Below are 20,917 nucleotides of genomic sequence, written 5' to 3'. Positions count from 1 at the left end.
GCTTAGTTTGTAAGTTCAATTTAGGTACATGGATAAGTACCTAAAGCTACTTTAGTTAGCCCATCAAGTTTATAACTACAGTCTGTATAAGATTGTTACGTTAATGCAAAGAGCTGAGGTTGCATTACTTGATGAGTACAGCCAAGGATGGTTAAAGCTATTTTTAGAACCGTTCGCAGCGCTCTATGTTACGCCTGCTGCTTGAAGTATAGATAGCTTGATTGAATGCCGCTGTTTAATAAGTGGCCTCAGTAAGATTTTTGAGTGGGCCTCATAAGCTCAACTCTCAACTTAATGTTGTTTTAGTGTGCCTAGGCTAAGGCTTGGTCACAGTAAGTAAGTTTGCAATACCGCCACTGCGGTTAATTGAAAAAATTTTATCTAGGATCTATTGGTCTTGTGATGGTATGTCTTTGTTACTTAACATCACTCGATGCTGATGCTAAAGGCTATCGTGGCTGTTGATGCTGTTGCTAGTACTTTACTGAGTGGCAATAGCATGCAGATGCACACAGGCTTTATGGCTAATTAGCGCTATACAAGGCCATCATCGCCTCTCTTGAGCAATTGCAATACGTAGCTCTCTTAAGAATGGCGAAATGTGGCATAAGGCCTAACCATAGATCACTAGAGATGGTCATCTAGATCAAGCATCTTAAAACACAAGGATGTCACAATGGCTAGCTATATTAGTGAAATTAAGCTCAAGCAGGGATTACGCAAGGTTGCAATTATCTCTTTTGCATCTTTAGTTATCTTGTCTCTGTTTGCCTTCGCCACTTTTAAAGTTGTGTCTTATGTTTACACTTCTGCCAACGACTCAGAACTCAAGGCCACGCAGTCAGAGTTTGCGATTACCATTAAGCGTAAGGCAATGGGCGAGCTCAGAGCTTTGCGTACTTTGGCCATGTTCACTAAGAAGTCTGATGACATCACCAAGACCTACTCTGCTGTGGGCAAAGAAAACATTCCATTTGATGTAGTAGGCTTTTGGAATCTTGATGGTACCTGCGAGCAAGTTTCTATTTCCGGCGTCAAGACCGACACTGCGTACAAGAACTTACCACCACAGGTAAAGCTTGCTATCTCCACCGCTTGGCTTGGTCAAAGCACCGTTTCATCCCCATACTTCTCACCAACCATCGGTCAGGACATGATTACTTATGTGGCTCCTGTCTTTGCCAATGATGGTCGCGTTATCGGTGCGCTCTCTGGTGCTGTAAGCCAGGTTACCTTTGATGCCAACTTAGAACAAATTTCTGTTACTAACCCTGATATCGACTCCTTCTTAACTACCGCTTCAGGCTTTATCTTCTCAAGCGGTGTTAATGAGGTCATCCCGCGCGATCTGCATAACGTCACTGATTTCAAGGGATTTACTCGTAATGCTATTGATAAGATTCGTGTTGGCCTAGTATCTACTACCCCAACTTCATTTACCACCAATATCAATGGCTTAAAATACAACGTAACCTTAACTCCACTTGATTTTGCCGATTGGTATTTAGGTACTATTAGCTCTGCAGAGGTAAAGCACAGCCCTTACTTCCAATCTTTAAGCTTCTTAATTGTTAGCATCGTTATCATCTTCACTGTGTGCTGCTTCATTGCCATCTATCTCTTTATCAATATGAAGAGCAGCTACAAGACTCAGCTGTTGATCGCTCACTATGATCCAGTGACCGATGCTTATAACTACAATAAATTCTTACTTGAGTTTGCCAACCTTGACTACAAGGAATCTCCAGAGATTAAGTACGCAGTAGTATCCTTGTCGATGCAAGACTTTAGCTACATGCAGGATATGCTCGGTGAAAAGAGCTCTGATGACTTGCTGCGCACTATTGCCAATATTTTTAGAGAGCAGGACAGCTCCAAGCTCATTATGTTCTGCCACCATGAGAAAGATCAGTTCTATCTCGTCTATAAGATCAAGGAGCAAGACAAACTTAACGCAGAACTTATCAAGCTTATCAACATTTGCACACAACGCATTAACGCTGAGATCTCCTCTATCCCAATCGTTATGTGTGCAGGTGTTGCTTTTGCACACCATGATCTTAACCCAGATAAAGTAGTGGCTCGCTCTGAGTTTGCTCGCAAGCAGATTAACAAGACCTATACTCATGCTATTCGCTTCTATGACGAGAATGCCTATAAGAAAGAAGCTTTCTTACATAGCATCGAAAAGAGCATGCGTGCAGCTTTAGAAAACGAGGAGTTTAAGCTCTTCTTACAGCCTAAGATCGACCTTAAGACTGGCAAGATCTACGCTGCAGAGGCCTTAGTACGTTGGATCTCTGAGTCAGATACCATTGTTTATCCAAATGACTTCATTCCTCTGTTTGAGGCCAATGGTTTCTGTACTGAGCTTGACTTATACATGTTTGATAAGGCTTGTGCACGTATTAGATCTTATCTTGATCGCGGTATTGAGCCTATCTACTTATCGATTAACCAAACTAAGCTCCTCTTCTTCAAGAAGGGCTATAAAGAGCAGCTCAAGCAAATCATTGATAAGTACGACATTCCTCCAAAGTACCTCATGATTGAGGTTTTAGAGGACTTAGCTACTTACAAGGTTAATGAGCTTAATAACCACATTAACGAGCTTAAAAAGCTTGGTCTTTCTATCGCTCTTGATGACTTTGGTTCAGGCTACTCCTCACTTAACATCATCGCTGGCTTAGACCTTGATGAGATTAAGTTTGACCGCGAGTTCATGCTCGCCCACGATCCAGAGCAAATCGAAAAGAACCACATGATCTTACGTGTGCTCTCAAGACTTGCAAAAGAGCTTGGTATTCGTACCGTAGTTGAGGGCGTCGAGCGTAACGAGGATGTTGAGTTCTTAAAGACTATCGATTGCGACTTAGCTCAGGGTTACTACTACGATCGACCAATCCCTGCAGATGACTTTGATCGTAAGTACATTCTCCCAGAGGGCTCTCGTCCAAAGGCAACCTACAAGCCAACTCGTCCAATTGGTGAGCTCCCAAGCTCTAGAATATCTGCCTACAGCGCAGCCGCTAGCGCAACAGCAGCTGCAAACGCCGATAAGGCCAATGCAGCAAAGACAAATAACGCCGAAGCTGCAGGCAACAAGGACCATGCAGCTGATAATGCCAATGCAGCTGATAATGCCAATGTATCTGATAGCAAGGCTGCTGAGGCAAAGGATAGTAACAGTGCAGCTCCAAGCAATGCTACGGGCGCAGAATCTACCGATAGCGCAAAATAGCGCCCGCTCCTAAGCTTTATGGAGACTTTCTCGGTCGAGCTAAAGATAGGAGCAATTAACCGCTAAGCGCTACAAATGTTTTTCAAAGCCTAACTTTTAGTTAGGCTTTGTTGTTTCTAGATAGACATAACTTAACTTATTGTTGTACTTTGCTAATCAAAGCTATGTCTATTTCACAAATACGCAAGCGTAATTAAGCCTTTGCACAATAATCTAAACACAATGAGTAATACTTGCTTATAATGAGCATTGCGAGCTGAAAAAACACCAAAGTTCTTATCATGCTTGAGGACTTGTTATGGAAAGACTTATTGAGATTAGGCAATCTATGGCCCTGTTTTTTGACTGTGGCTATGAGTACTTTGCTGAATATACCTCACCTGATATTGTGCTAAATCGTCTTCTCTATTGCATGCGCGATGGTAAGCAACAAGGCTACACGCCTATTATCGTTGTACCTGATGAGCCTTTATTAGAGACTTTTAAAGACAATTGCAAAGACGAAAATGATAAGTTCAACATCTTTTCATTACGCAAGTTCAGAACAGCCATGCTGCATGCCGAGCTAATGGATGGCAAGGATATTCTAGAAAAGCGCTTAGATTCGCTAAACGAGCAGTTAGTTGAGTCTGGCGTCAATATCAAAAAAGTGGTGGGTGATTTTGAAGAGGCTTACGAAGGACCAAGCAATAACATCAATGCACTTGAAGACATCTCCTTTAATGGCGTCTTCATCGTAAAAGTGCCCGTACGCTATCCTTGGCAGATCTTTGCCTATCTGCCGATGGGAGATTGGGGCATATGTCCTAGCAATACTGAGCTCATGTCCATTAGCAAATACATGTACGAAAGATATCAAGCCGTACCTGTAGCCATGACTAGCAATGAGCTCGAGTTTAAAGTCTTAAAGCCAATTACCTCCGAACATGAGGCGATGGGTGCAGCCTTTGAGCATTGCCCACTTTATCCAAGAATGTTTGAGGACTTTGGCACCATTGGCTCTTATGCAGGTACTTTAATTAACTCGAGCATTTGGTACTTTGTGTGGCCATACCTAACCGAGCACAAGCCAAAGAACAAAGCCCCTGCTATCAAGCAAACCTCTCAAACCCACAAAGAGTTTGCCTACACCACCAAACAGCTGCAGCGCCTCTACGGACAGAACAACTAAAGTTAGAACTAAAGGCATCCTGTTAATTGCTCCACGCCCGCACATAGTTAAATGCACGGCGTGGCGTAGCTAATACAGAAACAAACGCTGCCTAGCACTACCATAGTTCGCTATGCGTGCTTTTCGTTTGCGCATCCTGAGCATGCATAAAGCTCACATCAACATGCATGAAGCTCAAGTAAGCATGCATGAAACCCGAATCAACATACATGAAGCTCACATCAACATGCATGAAGCTCGAGTCAATGCTCTTGGCTTAGTTTGGCTTGGCTTGGTTTGCATATGGCATTTAGTGGCGGTCTAGTGGCCGTCGTAGTTGGCGGCGAGGTGGTAGATAACTTCGCAATCGTCAGGAGTTAAAGAGACAAACTTACCCACACTCTTTTTAGCTTGAGAAAGCAGCTTGAGCATATGTGGGATATCCTCTTCTTTTGCACCAATCTCCTCAAAGTTAACTGGCATGCCGATAGACTTAAAGAAAGATCTGAGAGCATAAATACCAGCCTTGGCTGTGCGCTTAGGATCCTCAAAATCCATGCTAATACCAAAGACACGTGAGGCAAATTGAGCAAAGCGCATTGGATTGTGCGGCATAACAAATTCCATCCACGCTGGGAAGATAACTGCTAAACCGGCACCATGGGCCACATCATAAATAGCCGATAACTGATGCTCGAGGGCATGTGAGGCCCAATCTTGCTCACGACCTACACCGCAAATGTCATTGTGAGCTAAGGTACCAGCCCACATTAAGTTAGCGCGTGCCTCATAATTCATTGGCTCTCGAATAACACGTGGCACTGTCTCCACAATAGAGCACATTACTGCCTCACATAAGCGGTCAGTAATGGAGACATCAGTGGTATTAGTAAAGTATCTCTCCATCACGTGAGCCATCATATCCACAGCACCACAGGCAGTTTGATACGCTGGCAGTGACTTAGTCAGCTCCGGATTCATGATGGCAAAGACTGGCACATTGTAAGGTGAGGTTAAACCAGCCTTAATAAAGCCTGAAGGAGTTTCCTTTTGGATAACGGAGCTTGAAGAGCCTTCTGAGCCAGCTGCCGGAATAGTTAAAATCACACCAACACCCAAGGCACCATTAGGCTCGCGGGTGTGCAGCCAAAAGTCGTAAAAGTCACCTTCATTGACGATACCAATGGCAACAGCCTTAGCTGTATCAATCACTGATCCGCCACCAACAGCTAACACAAAGTCGACATTTTCAGCTCTACCGCGCTCGATAAGCTCATAGACTAAATCAGCACGTGGATTTGGCACTACACCACCAGCTGTCACGTAATTTAATCCTGCACTTGCAAGATTTTCCTCCACACGACCAATGAGGCCTGAGCGTACAGCACTACCGCAGCCATAAATAACAAAGACTTTGGAACAACCTAAATTGCGAATAATTGAGCCCGTCTCTCTTTCTCGATCATTACCAAAGTAATAAGCAGTGGGACGGTAAAAATCAAAGTTCTCCATAGCGCTCTATCCTGTAGTTAAGCCCCAATCACAGCAAAGCTTGTAGTACCTTAGCTCCTTGATTAAGTGCCCTTAGTCCATCTAGTGCCTTAATAATAACAGTCTCATTGGCAAACTTGCTATGTTTTGCGTAAAAACTGACTAAAAGCCAAACTTACGCCGTTTCCGACCAATGCCGCCAGCAAATCCTATAACCAAACCTGATCTTTGCAAAAGATAGCAAGAGGCATCTTAATGTGGCTTTAGCCAAAGACGGGCATGAGGCATCTTAATTGGACTTTAGCCAAAGACGGGCATGAAGCATCTTAATTGGGCTTTAGTCAAAGACGGCCATGAAGCATCTTAGCTGGGATTTGGCTAGGCAAGCAGGCGCTTTAGTAAGGTGACGATGCGATCGCGATTCTTTGCTGTCTTAATGAAGGTGGGCAGGTGATCTGCTTGCGTACGCATTGGGTATGTATATGGCTTTTGTCTAAGATCCGCGCTCAAATAATCAATGAGGTAGATAAGATGGCTACGGTTTATGGCCCAAATGAGCTTGCCTTGATAGGAGGTCTGATACCACAGCTTGTAGCCAAAGTATGGCTCACTTCCATCTTCTAAAAATTTGTAGATATAGCCATATGGCTCAATGGTCTTTTGCACTGGGCCTTGATTGATAGCACCACAATGCGGACAAGTTACATTTAAGATCTTAAAGTGCTGCTGCTGAGGATCATCAATCTCGCATCTAAAGTAGCGCTGACACTCAGAGCAGTTGAGCTTTACTGAGTAGATTGCTGCTCGAAGATCTTTTTGCAGCCTAAAATTACAGTGGGTGCAGCTACAGCTTGCTTCGCCATCGGCCATTTTGACTATGGCTAATTTGCCACACTGTGGGCATTTAACCTCAATGCCTTGATCTGAGGCACTATTGGCGGTGTAAGTAAAATAGCCCTTATCTGTATAGCGCGTAACCATTGCCCCATCCTTATGTCCTGCCTCAATAATCTAAGATTATATTCAAGACCTCGCTCTTTTTGTCAAATGAGCATAGCCTCGCTAGTACTTAGATACGTAATGCAAAATATTTGAAGTTCTCTCAAAAGCTCTTGGCTTGATGTGATGCGATGGCGTAAGTGGATTGATTTAATAGAAACTTTGGAAGCTTAAGATTGCGCCAATTGCGAGTGGCATTGAAAGCGCTGATGGGGGATGGCAAAAAGCGCTGATTTTTGGTGGGTTGTGAAGCTAGCGCCGCATGGGCGCTAGCTAGAAGGATGCACTCTTGTTTGCTTAAGGCATAGGCCTTGAGTGCATGGGCTTATTTGTGAGCTACAGGTACGTCATCACCAGTCTTTGGGTTTAATACGCACTCGCTATCACTTCTGATGCGACCAAATAAGATGAAGTCACTTTGCCAGCCAGGACGTGCATAGTCGCAGTTTCTAACTACGGAGTTAACCTCAAGATACTTGGTGATGATCTTATTAGTCCAATACTGAGGATTAGCTCTTACATCAGCAACATAGACATATTTGTAAGTGTAGACATGCATTGGGGATAAGGTAATGTCTTTCTTACCCTCATCAATCTGAGTAATGAGCTCTTGAGTTCTGAGCTTTTGGTCATTGTTCAAAGTGATAGTGCACCACAGGGCATTGCCAAGGGCACAAAGCATAAAGATAGTAGGCACAGTGATCAGCAGTGCCTTAACCTTTGGTCTAAAGAGATCTTTGTCTCTCTCAAGGAGTGGCTTACTTAAGGCCACTAAAGCCACAATCATAAAGATGGTAAATGGTGTAGCGGCTCTAGCAGGAAAGTTTGGCGCAAAGATCATCAAGAACAGTGAGAATAAACCAGTATAGGCAAACCACATTCCAGCGTTGTAATAGACTGGATAGCTCATATGTAAGAGCTTAGATCTAACCTTTTGACGCAAGAAGATAACACTGATGATGAGCAGTGAGCACACAAGGAGTGACTCAAAGAAGATATCAATAGCGCCGATACTATGTTCTACAGCATCAAAGCCATGCTCCTCCATGCTATCAAGTCTAGCTTGATTGCCAGGAGCAAAGATAAGTAGAGCAAAGCCAATTAAGAAACCAGCATAGCCGATGCTTTGCCAGAGCTTGAGCTTACCGTTTTTGAGGCACCATAAGAGATATAAACCTAAGCTTGTGGCAACTGCAGCTGCGGTGTTTTCATTGGTCCAACCTGCAATGACACCAAAGATAAACATAAATGGCCACAGCAAGTAAGGACGAGCGGTGATCTCACGGGCCATAGAAATACGGTATGGCAATAAGAAGATCAGCACTAAAGTGGTAGTCCACAAATAGTTTGCAGAACTTACGATGTTAAATACCACCTCGCCATACACTCTGAGCTGTAAGAACAAGAATAAGGTGATGACGAATAATGGCATGGCACGTAAGTGCAGAGTTGGACGAATGCCAAAAGCATTAAAGTAGATAAACAGCACTAAGGTTACATAGCATAAAGCCTGAGCAACAGCTGAAGCTGGTTTACCCCACCACAGCAGAGTTTGGGCAATGACGTGAGCTACAGATCTACCGCCCCACTCAAAGTAGTGGCGATACTGAGAGAGAACGATATCTGCAAATGAAGTAACAGGATCCTGAGTACCCTGAATCATCATATAGCGGAAGTCATTGGCAAAATATGGTGTGAGGTTTGAGATCATCGCGATGATGCCAAACCACAGCAACAAGTAGCAATAAGAGCGTGGAGAGAACTGCATTTGCAAAAAACCTCTGCCTAAATTTAGGCACTGAACGCCACCACAGAATTTAAGATAAGCTCATACAAGCGCTTGAGCCTAAGCTTTTAATGCTTAACCATCTTTAACTCTGCACAAAACCTTTGGACGTCCTACCGAGCTATTGAGCTCACAACAAGGCAAGTTAACTATGTTCAGTCACGAATCAACGACTGACATTACTGTAAGATGGTATTAGAACACAACAAACTTTGCTCTAAATTAGCCAAAGCGTGTCTACATATACCACCTAAAAAATTTCTAGTTCGTACGGCACCACATACTTTAAAGCCAAAGCACTTAAAATCCTATGGTGCTAATGAAGCCGTGATTATACAAAACAACGCTCAGCCCAATGTAGCTTACACTCATTGTGGTAAAGATATGCCCATTTTAAGTGCGTACAAACACGCTTTTTACCAGCTATTGGCAGTTATAAGCACCTTAATGATGAGCAAAATAACATCAAAATGGTAAGTAGCATCTAATCTAGACCACGCAAAAGGACAGTCCTTATCTGACCAACTCCCATGGGCAAGCCCATGGGGTTCCTGCGTATCAAGGTTAACCTATTTTCGTAACACGCTTAGGCGATGCGACTTACGCATGCCTCTTAGGCAGAGTACAGACGAAAGCATCTTCACAGGCAGCCGCCCTGGAGGCGATATATTAGGCCTTTTGTCCTTTTGAGTGCACTTTGTGAGCACAGAGGATCAAAAATCCTTATAATATTTGACGCCCATAATCTAGGCAGATAAGTCTGCACTGGAGGCTTTGCTATGCCTAAGAGTTTTAGCTGACCACTCAGCATGGCTTAGGCTGCACTTGCTAATTGGCAATCATAGTAGTTGTCACTCGGTCACGTGCAATAAGCGTAGTCCTCTTAATGCATGAAGTAGCCTTGAGTGTAGAAAGCACTTTACTCTCTAGATTAAATTGCTCTTAGCATGAGCATGAGAATACTCTTAAGCTCGAGCATGCACTTGAGCTGAGCTTGAGCTTTGGCTTGCGCTTGGGCTTGGGCTTGGGCTTGGGCTTGATGGAACCTTAATGGGCATTGGTCAGGTAAGATACGGACAGGGATAATGCAAACAAAACAATTACTCAGTGGTTCACTAAGTAAGAAAGGCACCGTGCTTGGCAACCTCAGTGGTTGTGCTCAGGCACTTGAGATTGCTGCGCTAAAGGAGCAATGTGAGCATCCTTTAGTTGTCATCTGCTCAGATACAGTTGATGCAGCACGTTTAGAAAACGAGCTTAAGTATCTGTGTGCTAATGATGAAGTCACTATCTTTCGTGATTACGAGACCTTGCCATACGATGTTATGTCCCCACATCAGGACATCATCTCCTCCCGTATCGACTTTCTCTCCCGTGCAATCGGTCTTACAAAAGGTATTGTCATTACCTCACTGCATGCTATTGCCCAAAGACTTGCTCCTGTAGAGTTCATGGTGCAAAACGCTTTTAACTTTAAAGTAGGCGATGCTAAAGACTTTACTTACATGCGTAATATGCTCGTCGAGCGCGGCTATTTACATGTACAACAAGTACTCTCACCTGGTGAGATTGCTACCCGTGGCGATATCTTAGATGTGTACCCAATGGGCCTTGAGGCTCCATTGCGCATCAACTTTGAGTTTGATGAGATCGAAAGTATTTCCTACTTTGACGTGCAAACTCAGCGTAGCCAAAAGAAAGTAGACTCCATTAAGATCTTGCCAGCCAATGAATTTCCGGTAACTGAAGAGAGCATCTCTACCTTTAGAACCAATTACCGTAATGCCTTTACCAATGGCAATATCTCCCATCATCCTGTATATCAAATGGTGTCTAAAGGCACTATACCAGCTGGCATTGAATACTATCTGCCATTGTTCTTTGATAAGACTGCTACTTTCTTTGATTACATCAGTAAAGACAGTGCCTTAGTACTCACAGGTGACTTTGAAAAGGCTATCTTTGACTATGACAAAACCTTACATCAACGTGCCTACCAAATCTGTCACGATGTCGATCACCCATCACTGCCAGTTTACGATGTCTTCTTAACTCCACTTGAGATCATCACTCAGATTCAAAACCGCAAGCATATTACCTTGCGCCAAGATCCAGCTTTTGAACCAAGTGCTATTGCCAAGCAGGCAAAAGATGGTGAAGACAATCAAGTACAGTCATATAACAGCGAGTTTATTAACGCCCCATGCACTAAGGTGCCGGATATTGCCTTTGATCGTCATGACCACAATAGCAAAGCAAAGCTCGTGGCCTTTGTCGATGAGTTTTGCAATAAGCGCGGCGGTCGTATCTTAATTAGTGCTCTATCAGAAGGTCGTAGACAAAACTTACATGAGCTCTTACCTCAATCCTTAATTAAAGATTACGGACTCAAGGCAGCCTCATCCATTTCAGATTTTATCCAGTCTAAAGATCCATTAATGATGACCATTGCCCCATTTGATCAGGGCGTCATCTTGGATACATCTGAACACGGTGTACAGGCCGCTACCACACAGATTAAAGAGCAAGTTTGCGCCTTAGCTGCAGCCACAGCCGCTGTAACTACAGCTATGAGCTACCACAATCAGGAAGTTCAGACACAAGAAGACATCTCAGATACTGATAGTAAGCCAAAGCGTAAGCGCAAGAGTGCTGCATCCAAAGCCGAAAGCTCCAATTTACAGAGCCAAGCCGTATCTGAGCTTAGCATTGATAACGCATCTTTGGTGCAAGGTGCTGCAAGCGCTGAAGAGGCGGCCGCTGCTAGCATTGGCGCTGATTCTGTCGCTGCTGCAACTGACGAGAAGCCAAAGCGCAAGAGCCGTAGCAAGGCCAAGGCAAAAGATGAGGCCCAATCATCTGAGGCTGCCTTTGCAGCTGCTGCAGCTGCCCAAGGCTTTAAGCTTGAGGTTGTCATCTCTAAGATTGAAGGTCTTGATTGCCCAATTGCGTTTTTAACTGAAACCGAGCTTTTAGGCTTTAAGGTAGTAAGACAACGCAAGCGTAATCGTCGTTCACAGCAAATTGATCAGGACACCATTATCAAAAACCTAGCTCAGCTTAGTGAAGGTGAGCTTGTGGTGCATATTGATCATGGTATTGGTATTTACCGTGGTCTTAAGACCGAAGTTATCAATGGCGTAAAGGGCGAGTTTATTGGTATTGAGTATCAAGGTGGCGATAAGCTCTTCTTGCCTATCACCTCACTCAACAAAATTGCTCGTTACTCAGGAGAGGAAAATCCACAGCTATCCAAGCTTGGTAATGACTCTTGGTCTAAGAAGAAAGCCAAGGCTGCTCAAAAGGTACGTGACGTCGCCGCAGAGCTTTTAGATCTCTATGCGCAGCGTGAGTTACGCCAAGGCTTTAGCTTTAAGGTCGATCGCCATGCCTATGATGAGTTTGTCTCTAACTTCCCATACGAGGAGACTGAAGATCAGCACAAGGCTATTGAGCAAACTTTAAATGACATGCGCAAGCCTGTGGCTATGGATCGTCTCATCTGTGGTGATGTGGGCTTTGGTAAGACTGAGGTAGCGCTGCGTGCTGCGTTTGTAGCAGTGATGAATGGCAAGCAAGTAGCTATTCTCTCGCCTACTACCATCTTATCTGAACAGCATTATCAAAACTTTAAAGAGCGCTTTGGAACTACAGCAGTTAATGTTGATATTATCAGCCGCTTTAAGACTACTAAGCAGCAAAATGAGACTATTAAGCGCGTTGAAGAAGGTGCGGTGGATATCATTATTGGTACTCACTCTCTGCTCTCAAGCCGCGTTAAGTTTAAAAACTTAGGTCTGCTCATCATCGATGAGGAGCACCGCTTTGGTGTACGCCAAAAGGAAAAGCTAAAGGCGCTGCGTGCTGAGGTAGACCTTTTAACCTTAACTGCCACCCCAATTCCACGTACTTTAAACATGGCCTTAGAGGGCATGCGAGAGCTGTCGATTATTGCGACCGCTCCAGAGCATCGTTTGGCCGTGAAGACCTTTGTGCATGAAGACTCAGCAGAGCTTGCTCGTGAGGCGATCATGCGTGAGCTTAGACGTGGTGGTCAGGTTTACTACCTGCACAATGAAGTCTCCACCATGGAAAAGAAGCTTGAGGAGCTACAAAAGTTAGTTCCTGAGGCCAAGATCGAAATTGCTCATGGTCAAATGGATGAGCGAGAGTTACAGCGTGTTATGCAGGACTTCTGTCATCAGCGCTTTAATGTGCTCTTATGCTCCACCATTGTAGAAAACGGTTTGGATATTCCGACTGCTAACACCATCATTATCGATAGAGCCGACCTTTTAGGCTTAGCACAGCTCCATCAGATTCGTGGTCGTGTTGGTCGTTCACACCATCAGGCCTATGCCTACATGTTTACGCCTAATCAAAAGGCCATCACTGCCGATGCTAAGCGTCGTTTAGATGCTATTGCTGGTATTGATGACTTAGGCGCAGGCTTTATCTTGGCATCTCACGATCTTGAAATTCGTGGTGCTGGTGAGCTCTTAGGCGAAGAGCAGTCAGGTCAGATCACCGCGATTGGCTTCTCTTTATACATGGATATGCTAAATGCAGCGGTTAATGCACTTAAGGAGGGTAGAGAGCCTACTCTTACCGAGCTTAGCCTCAATGAGTGCGATATCGATATGCATATTGCTGCATTCTTCCCTGATGATTACATCGGCGATGTAAATACCCGTCTGTCGATGTACAAGCGTGTTGCTTCATGTAAGAGCAGCGAGGACTTTGATAATCTAAAAATTGAGCTGGTCGATAGATTTGGCACCTTGCCACCTGAGGCAGAGAATTTATTTATCCTCTCAAGACTCAAGCAAACTGCTACTAAGCTTGGCATTAATGCGATTCGTGGTGATGCAACTGGTGCGCTTATCAAGTTTGAAAAGAACTTTAAGGTAGACCCTGCCTATCTCGTTGAGTTAGTGCAAAAGTCCAAGCATGGCGAGTACCGCATCACTCAATCTGACTCTATTCGCTACAGCCTGCCAGAATCAGACAAGCATCCTCGCCTGAAGCTTTTAGAAATGGTGCTTCGCGCTTTCTATGCCCACAGCACCTTAAACACCAAGGTCCAATAGGCACAAGCACAACAGCCCAAAAGCCAAGGCCCGAAGCCCGAAGGCATAAGCCTAATAGTCCAATGCCACTAAAGGCTACACCTCAAAGGGATTCGGCCACGCCGAGCAGCTCCTCAAAAGGCTTAGGCCACCAAGGGCAACGCCGAAGATCAAGGGCAAAATGGGCCTGGCTTGCGCAGCTCACTGCGCTGTGGAGCAGCAATTTTGGGCGGGCGCTGCTTTCAATAAACAAGTCTTGATTGGACAGGCACCATTTTAGGTGCTGTGCCCCCAAAAATATGAGGCCGTGCATCTTGCAAGGCCTCTTTGTTAATTGCTAAATAGCATCTAATAGTTAATTGCTGCTGCTTGGTTCTTTATAAAATAAGCGCGAGCAGCGGAATAGTGATGATAGAGAGCAAGGTACTCATGAAGGTGCCTTGAGACATGGTCTTTGGATCGATGTTCTCTTTAAGGCAAATCATAGTACCGTATGAAGCTACCGGCATAGCTGAAAGAATAACTAAGACGTCGGTATAGCGCTTGTCAAAAGGTGAAATGGAGTAAATTGCCCAGATTAAAGCTGGGATGGCCAGCAGTTTTAGCAGACTCATTACGTAAATGCGCCAATTGCCAAACATTTCTAAGACTTTGATATTAGCTAAAGTAGAACCAATTACGAGCAAGGATGCAGGAATGGTCATGTAGCCTACTAAATGGATAGCCTCACCAATGATCTTTGGGGTGTGAATTTGAAAGAACACCAGCACAATTACTATATAAGTTGCGCTCAGGGCTGGAGAGAGCACCATACGCCAATTTAATTCGATCTTAGCCTTTGTGTCACTCTTATCCTTACGGCAGCTTGAGATAAAGAGCTGGCCTAAGAGGAAGATGAAAAAGTTAAATGGAATTGTCAGTACCGAGATGTAGAAAATCGCGTAAGTTCCAAACAGTGCCGATGTTACTGGCAGACCAATAAAGTTGATATTGCCAAAGGCAAACATGAAACGATAAATACCCTCTTCACTAGAGCGTAAGAGCTTCGCACAAATAATACCCGTGATGAGCATAAAAACTAAGGTACAGGTGCCTAAAATTAAGACTGGCAAAATCTCCTCACGTCCTGGTAAGGTATCACCCATGACCGATGAGAGAATGATGCACGGTGCCGTAACGTTGATAATCAGTACTGACAAAGAGCGATCAAAAGTATCGTTCATCAGCTTGAGTTTGTGACAAGTAAAACCAATGATTACCATCAAAAATAGGACACCCATTTGTCCTAAGGTATCTAAAAATCCCATACTATCTTCTATCCAAGGGAAACTAAAAACGGCAAAACATCCATATCTTGCAGCAATAGATGGCGCTAGTATCTAGACTTGCATCTGCTGCAGCTTAGGCATCCACATCACTAAAACTAAAGCCACCTGCCACGAAAGTTCCAAGATACCAGCCATGTACTTTTTAAGATGGCAATGGTTAGTAAGATAACTTATTGCAAGTCGCATTAATAATTTTAATTTTTGTGAAGTGCATTACACTATTTTACGCTTCCGTACACTAAGCAATAAAAAAAGTTTTTCACTGCCCCTTTTGTGTACACTATCCAAGCCCTCAAAATATCCACAAGCGCTATTTATAGCCTTGTCTAAAAACAAAGCGCCCCATCTTCACTTAGTCTTGTATTGCACTTTTGCCATATCCGCACTGAAAATTCTTGCAAATACCGACAAACTAAGACTTAGCTATGTTTTTCCTAATACTCTTAAGAAGCTGCTGCAATACTTTTGGCAATTGAGCGCAGCTTATGTGGCTGTACTCCTGAGCTATCACACGGAGCTTGGGTAGCTATAAGCTTTTTGCTATTGCACGAAGCTTAGGTAGCTGTGCGCTTGAGCTATCACTCTGAGCTTAGCTAGCTGTACGCTTCTAGCTATCGTGCACTGCTGCTGTAGATGATTGCTTGTTGCTGTAGTTTGAAGCTTGGCGCTGCAAGCTTAGTTCTTGTTGTTGCAGGGCTATAGCATGGAACTGTTGCTCTGTATAACTGCATTTTTGCAAGTTAAGTTGGTGCTATTTCGTTGTTTGTTTGCGCTTAACTTGGCTGCAAAGATCATTTACGTGGACGTTTAGTGCTAACTATTTGTGCAATGAGGACAAGAGTCTCGTTGTTTTGCACTTGTAAAGCTCAAAATTAGCCCCGTGTGTCGCGAGCAAAACTCAGTACCTATATTTTTTCGCGCTGTAAAGTTCATTTGACAGTTTTATGACTGCAAAACTGCGGTATAATTCCGAGATTTAGCACTGTGGATATGCTCAAGTTTCTAATCTGAGTAAACCTTAAGCTCACCTTATAGTTTTATATGCCTAAAAGGTCTTAAATGAGCGATGGAGCCACATTTTTATTAGGCAATTGCTTAAGATTGCTAGTCTTAGTAGCTAGATTAAGAGCTAATTTTTCAAGATTTAGCCACAGCCTATTACCAAGAGCTTTGCATAGGTTTTAAACACATAAGTACATCGGCTTAGTAAGAGCTCTTACTAGGCTAACTTAGATGTAAGTGCATCTACTAGTTTCTTAGCATGCGTGCTTATCTTTTTAAATTTATTAGTACAGCGCATGCACCTCATCAACAAGCGCACATAAGGATTCTCTTCATGATTTTATGCAGAGAAGGTGTCGTTACGTGATGAGCAAAACTCAAGCTTGCTAGTTGTATTGGCAGCTTAAAGACACTCTGTGTCACCGAATTTTTGTTTGTATTCACATTTTGAATAGGTTGTTTGTTTTCATGTATGCTTTAAAGAAGAGTACCTTTAGGCTCAAGGCCCTGCCTTGTGCCCTCTTTTCCGCACTCATTGTGTGTTCAGGCTTTACAAGTGCTGTCCATGCTGAAGAGGCCGATGGTGACAATAATGCAGCCCGTCTTACTCAGATGAAGGGTCAGATTCAAAGCATTAATGAAGAGTTGTCAGGACAGAGAGCTAATCTTGGTGCTATGCGTGCTGAGTTAGTTGCCACTCGTGAAGAGACTGATGATTTCCGTCGTGCTCTGTTAAGCGAGATGAAGGCTCTGCGTAGACAGAATCAGTCCTTAGTTGACTCTATCTATGACAACAAGTTGATGGTAAACAAGAACAACGAAATGGAAATCAAACCTCTGCGTAACTATGATCTGCAGACCCCAGATGGCAAGATGTACTTCGGTGAAGACGAGTATGTCTACGTCAAAGAAGCCGATGTTACCTTTGATGCCCGTATCGATACCGGTGCTGCAGTGTCCTCCATTTCAGCTAAGGACATTACCGAGTTTGAGCGTAATGGCAAGCGTTGGTACCGCTTTACTATTGAGGCTAACGAAAAAGAGATCGTAGTTGAGGCTCCATATGTTCGTACCTCCACCATCCGTCAGGTTTCCAAGCACACTACTACCGATCGTGTCGTAGTTGCTCTTAACGTTAAGGTTGGTAACTATTCCACAAAGAGCGAGTTCACCTTATCTGACCGTACCAAGTTACAGTACCCACTTCTCATCGGTCGTACCTTACTTCAGGATATCGCCGTAGTTGACGTCTCTCGCGATCACATCCAAGGCCGTAATCCTGATACCTACCTTATCTTAAGCCGCGAAGACTATCAAAAGCACATGAAGAAGGGCCAGGATCCTAATGCTGAGTTCATCAAGAAGCGTGCTAATGAAGAGGCTATCGGCAAGGTTGCTCACCCAGCTGAGAGCTACGGCGCTAACTTAGGCCCTAACTCTGAAAATGCTCTGCCTGCTGTTCGCAACAAGACCTCAGTTGATGAGGACAAGAAGCCAAAGGTTGATGCTAACGCTCCAGTCAAGGCTACCCCACGCACTCCAAGCGGCGTAATCATTGAAAACGTCACCAAGGAGAGCACCGCAGCTAAGAGCGCTCCAAAGACCGACAAGGAAAAGAGCACCGTAACTACCAAGGATAAGGACGAGCCTAAGGCCAAGGCTGAGCCTAAGGCTAAGAGCGAGGCCAAGGCCGAGCCAAAGGCTAAGGATGAGTCCAAGGCCAAGGCTGAACCAAAGGCAAAGGCTGAGCCTAAGGATACCAAGTCTGAGTCTAAGGACAAAACCGAGTCTAAGGCTGAGGCAAAGGACGACAAGTAATTTGCCGACAGGCCAAGAGGTAAAGGTTAAGGCCCTGGTGGTTTATTGGGGCTATCGCCCTTTGAAACAATTTGTCCGATTGGCCTAAGCCATATCCTAATCCATGGCTTATTTAATACAAATGCCATGGCATATACCTAGGCCTTAAAAGGCTAATAGATAGCCTAGGATACATAGCTTAGCTAGTGCTCAGTCTGATATGTCCACTAGCTTAAAAACAGCTGCAGTTTTGAGTAAGTCTTATCTTGGTAATAGGCTTGTTTAGGCATTGAGTTAAGATAGTTTTTAAACTTTATCTTGCTGCTCGTGCGTGTAGCTGATTGAAAGAATTCTTTTTGTTTGTGAATAACCGGGAAGTTATACATGGTTTCACGTGGCGTTTTTTATGTGGTAACCGCCATCCTGTTCATAACAGGTATTCTACTTATGGGTTACCAACATGTAACTTTTGAAATCCCTTTTTTACCAGGTGAGCAACGCACCGTTTGGCAAGTAGAGGCCAAGGTTGAATTCGAGCCTAATGATACTGGTGCAGCCACTGTCGATCTGGTTATTCCAGATGTACAGCCAGGCTTCTTCCAGCTTAGCCAAACTACCTCCTCACTTGGCTATGGTTCTACCTACATTCAAAGACAGAATAGCTCTTATGTAGAGTGGACCAAGCGCAATCCAGCTGGTCTGCAGACTCTGTACTATCGTGGCGAGTTCTTAAGCGACTCTAACGCTAAAGACTCTTCCATGATCGTACCTGCTATTCCTAATGTAGTTATTCAAGAGCCTTATGCTACTGCCATTGGCGAGATCGCCTCTAAGGCACGTGAGCGCTCTTCAACCCCATTCTCATTTACCGTACAGGTAATTAACGAGCTCGATCGTCAAGAAGAAATCCGTACTTTACTTTTACAAGAGTACACCCGTTCTGAGCTTATCTTAAACATCCTGCACTATGCTCAGGTTCCTGCTCGCATCGTACACGTACTTGATTTAGAAGATGGTCGTCGTAACCGTTCTTTAACTCAGCGTATTGCTGTATTTGATGGCACCCACTACGAGATCTTTGATCCAGTAACTGGTACTTCTGGTATCCGTACCAATCAGCTTATCTGGAACAACAACGGCGGCTCTCTGCTTGATGTGCAGGGTGGTCAGAATGCTCGTTTATCCTTCTCCATCATCAAGACCTCTGTTCCTGTAGCTCAGGCCGGCATGCTCAAGGTTATGACTGAAAAGGCTCAGGGTAACGATGTAGTTTCTCTGTCTATTGAGTCACTGCCACTTGAAGAGCAGTCCTTATTCAAGGGCATCTTACTGCTGCCAATTGGTGTGTTAATCGTTGTGTTCTTACGTACCTTAATTGGTATTAAGACCTCCGGTACCTTCATGCCAGTGCTGATCGCTATGGCATTCTTACAGACCTCCTTAGTAGTTGGTCTTATCGGCTTCGTATCCATCGTATGTATCGGTCTTATCGTACGTTCTTGGTTATCGCACCTTAACTTGCTGCTCGTAGCCCGTATTTCTGCCGTTATTATCGTGGTTATCGCCATCATCGGCTTTATCTCATTAGTAACCTACAAGATCGGTCTTACCGAGGGTATTAAGGTTACCTTCTTCCCAATGATCATTCTGTCTTGGACCATTGAGAGAATGTCTATTTTATGGGAAGAAGACGGTTACAAAGAGGTTATTAAGCAGGGCGGCGGTTCCTTATTCGTAGCCGTATGTGCTTTCCTTGCTATGGACAGCCTCTTCATTCAGCACTTAACCTTCAACTTCTTAGGTCTGCAGTTAGTCATCCTCGCCTTAGTACTGTGCATGGGTAACTACACTGGCTTCCGCTTAACTGAGTTAAAGCGTTTCAAGCCACTTGCTGAGCAGATGAAGGACACCTTAAACGGTGATGAGTCTGAGCCAGAGAATGTACGTTTAAAGCGCGAAATCGCTCAGCTCAAGGCTAACCCTCGTGCCTTTGACAATGAGACTGCTGAGGCTGTTGCTCAGGCTCAAGAGGCCAAGGCAAAAGAACAAGGCCAGTCCACCGAGGCTAAGGACAAGGAGTAGCCCATGTCTTTATTGTCCAAATACTCCAATCCGTTTACGCTGATGCGGCTTGGCATCATGGGTATGAACCAGCGCAATGTTAACTACATTGGTCGTTACAACAAGCGCCGTCTGTACCCATTGGTGGATAACAAGCTGTTAACTAAGAAAATGGCCATTGAGCATAAGGTCAATGTGCCTCACTTAGTTGGTGCCGTACGTAATCAGGTAGATGCTCAAAACATCGTTTCCATCATTGGCGATCGCAAAGAGTTTTGCATCAAGCCAGCCCAAGGTTCTGGTGGTAAAGGCATCTTAGTTATCACTGGCCGTGAGGATAAGTACTTTATCAAAGCCTCTGGTCAGATGATTAACATCCATGACTTACGTCGTCACGTATCTAATATCTTAGCTGGCTTATTCTCCTTAGGCGGTAAGCCAGATATCGCCCTTATCGAAGATCTCATTCACTTTGATCCTTGCTTTGAGGGCTATAGCTACGAAGGTGTGCCAGATACTCGTGTTATCGTTTTCCAGGGCTTCCCTGTGATGTGTATGATGCGTTTATCAACTGCAGCATCTGACGGTAAGGCTAACTTGCACCAAGGCGCTGTGGGTGTGGGTATTGATATTCGTACTGGTCGTGCCGTACGTGCTGTACAGCATAACGAGCCAATCGAGTTCCACCCTGACACCAACAAAGATCTCTATAAACTTCAGGTGCCACAGTGGGATGATGTACTCCACTTAGCATCCTCTTGCTATGAGATGTCAGGTCTTGGCTATATCGGTACAGATATCGTGCTCGATAAGTTTAAAGGCCCAATGCTCCTTGAGCTTAATGCACGTCCTGGTATGGCTATTCAGACAGCTAACAACGCAGGCTTAATCCCTCGTCTGCGCTTAGTTGAAGCCCTCACTCGTCGCTCGAACATGAGCGTTGAAGCAAAGGTTGCTTTTGCTAAGAAGCACTTTGGCGTCTACAACAGCTAA

10 protein-coding genes are annotated in these 20,917 nt (G+C 44.3%); 6 read left to right on the top strand and 4 right to left on the bottom strand.

What is annotated here, in order from left to right; genetic code table 11:
- The first annotated feature begins 676 nt into the window (after positions 1–676).
- Positions 677–3,241, top strand: a complete 2,565-nt coding sequence (locus RDO37_RS04065; protein ID WP_308498202.1) for an EAL domain-containing protein — start codon at positions 677–679, stop codon at positions 3,239–3,241.
- Between the two features lie 298 nt (positions 3,242–3,539).
- Entirely contained in the window at positions 3,540–4,412 is an 873-nt protein-coding gene (locus tag RDO37_RS04060; RefSeq protein ID WP_303073774.1) for a DUF4253 domain-containing protein, read from the top strand.
- 300 nt (positions 4,413–4,712) lie between these two features.
- On the opposite strand, the gene RDO37_RS04055 is transcribed toward RDO37_RS04060, so the two are convergent.
- From RDO37_RS04055 to RDO37_RS04045, 3 genes are all read right to left on the bottom strand, one after another.
- The gene (locus RDO37_RS04055; protein WP_027939640.1) at positions 4,713–5,903 is read right to left on the bottom strand and encodes an iron-containing alcohol dehydrogenase; all 1,191 of its coding nucleotides are present in this window, start codon (positions 5,901–5,903) and stop codon (positions 4,713–4,715) included.
- 357 nt (positions 5,904–6,260) lie between these two features.
- Positions 6,261–6,863, bottom strand: a complete 603-nt coding sequence (locus RDO37_RS04050; protein ID WP_308498201.1) for a hypothetical protein — start codon at positions 6,861–6,863, stop codon at positions 6,261–6,263.
- Between the two features lie 343 nt (positions 6,864–7,206).
- Positions 7,207–8,649, bottom strand: a complete 1,443-nt coding sequence (locus RDO37_RS04045) for a DUF6056 family protein (RefSeq protein ID WP_308498200.1) — start codon at positions 8,647–8,649, stop codon at positions 7,207–7,209.
- A gap of 1,103 nt (positions 8,650–9,752) precedes the next feature.
- Between RDO37_RS04045 and mfd the strand changes: the two genes are divergently transcribed.
- Entirely contained in the window at positions 9,753–13,757 is a 4,005-nt protein-coding gene (gene mfd, locus RDO37_RS04040; protein ID WP_308498199.1) for a transcription-repair coupling factor, read from the top strand.
- Positions 13,758–14,113: 356 nt separating this feature from the next.
- On the opposite strand, the gene RDO37_RS04035 is transcribed toward mfd, so the two are convergent.
- The gene (locus RDO37_RS04035) at positions 14,114–15,043 is read right to left on the bottom strand and encodes an AEC family transporter (RefSeq protein ID WP_308498198.1); all 930 of its coding nucleotides are present in this window, start codon (positions 15,041–15,043) and stop codon (positions 14,114–14,116) included.
- 1,491 nt (positions 15,044–16,534) lie between these two features.
- On the opposite strand from RDO37_RS04035, the gene RDO37_RS04030 reads away from it, so the two are divergent.
- The 3 genes from RDO37_RS04030 to RDO37_RS04020 all read left to right on the top strand — a co-directional run bounded on the left by RDO37_RS04030 (position 16,535) and on the right by RDO37_RS04020 (position 20,917).
- A complete protein-coding gene (locus RDO37_RS04030) occupies positions 16,535–17,884 on the top strand; it encodes a RimK/LysX family protein (protein ID WP_308498197.1) in 1,350 nt (449 codons plus the stop codon).
- 363 nt (positions 17,885–18,247) lie between these two features.
- A complete protein-coding gene (locus tag RDO37_RS04025) occupies positions 18,248–19,945 on the top strand; it encodes an inactive transglutaminase family protein (RefSeq protein WP_084281689.1) in 1,698 nt (565 codons plus the stop codon).
- A 3-nt stretch (positions 19,946–19,948) separates the two neighbouring features.
- Positions 19,949–20,917, top strand: coding sequence for an alpha-L-glutamate ligase-like protein (locus RDO37_RS04020; RefSeq protein WP_308498196.1), 969 nt, complete (start codon positions 19,949–19,951; stop codon positions 20,915–20,917).

The sequence above is a fragment of the uncultured Anaerobiospirillum sp. genome, assembly GCF_902485895.1.
In the GTDB taxonomy this organism is placed as follows: domain Bacteria; phylum Pseudomonadota; class Gammaproteobacteria; order Enterobacterales; family Succinivibrionaceae; genus Anaerobiospirillum; species Anaerobiospirillum succiniciproducens.
Note: the sequence above shows the minus strand (reverse complement) of the source record. Positions and strands in the feature narration are given on the sequence as shown.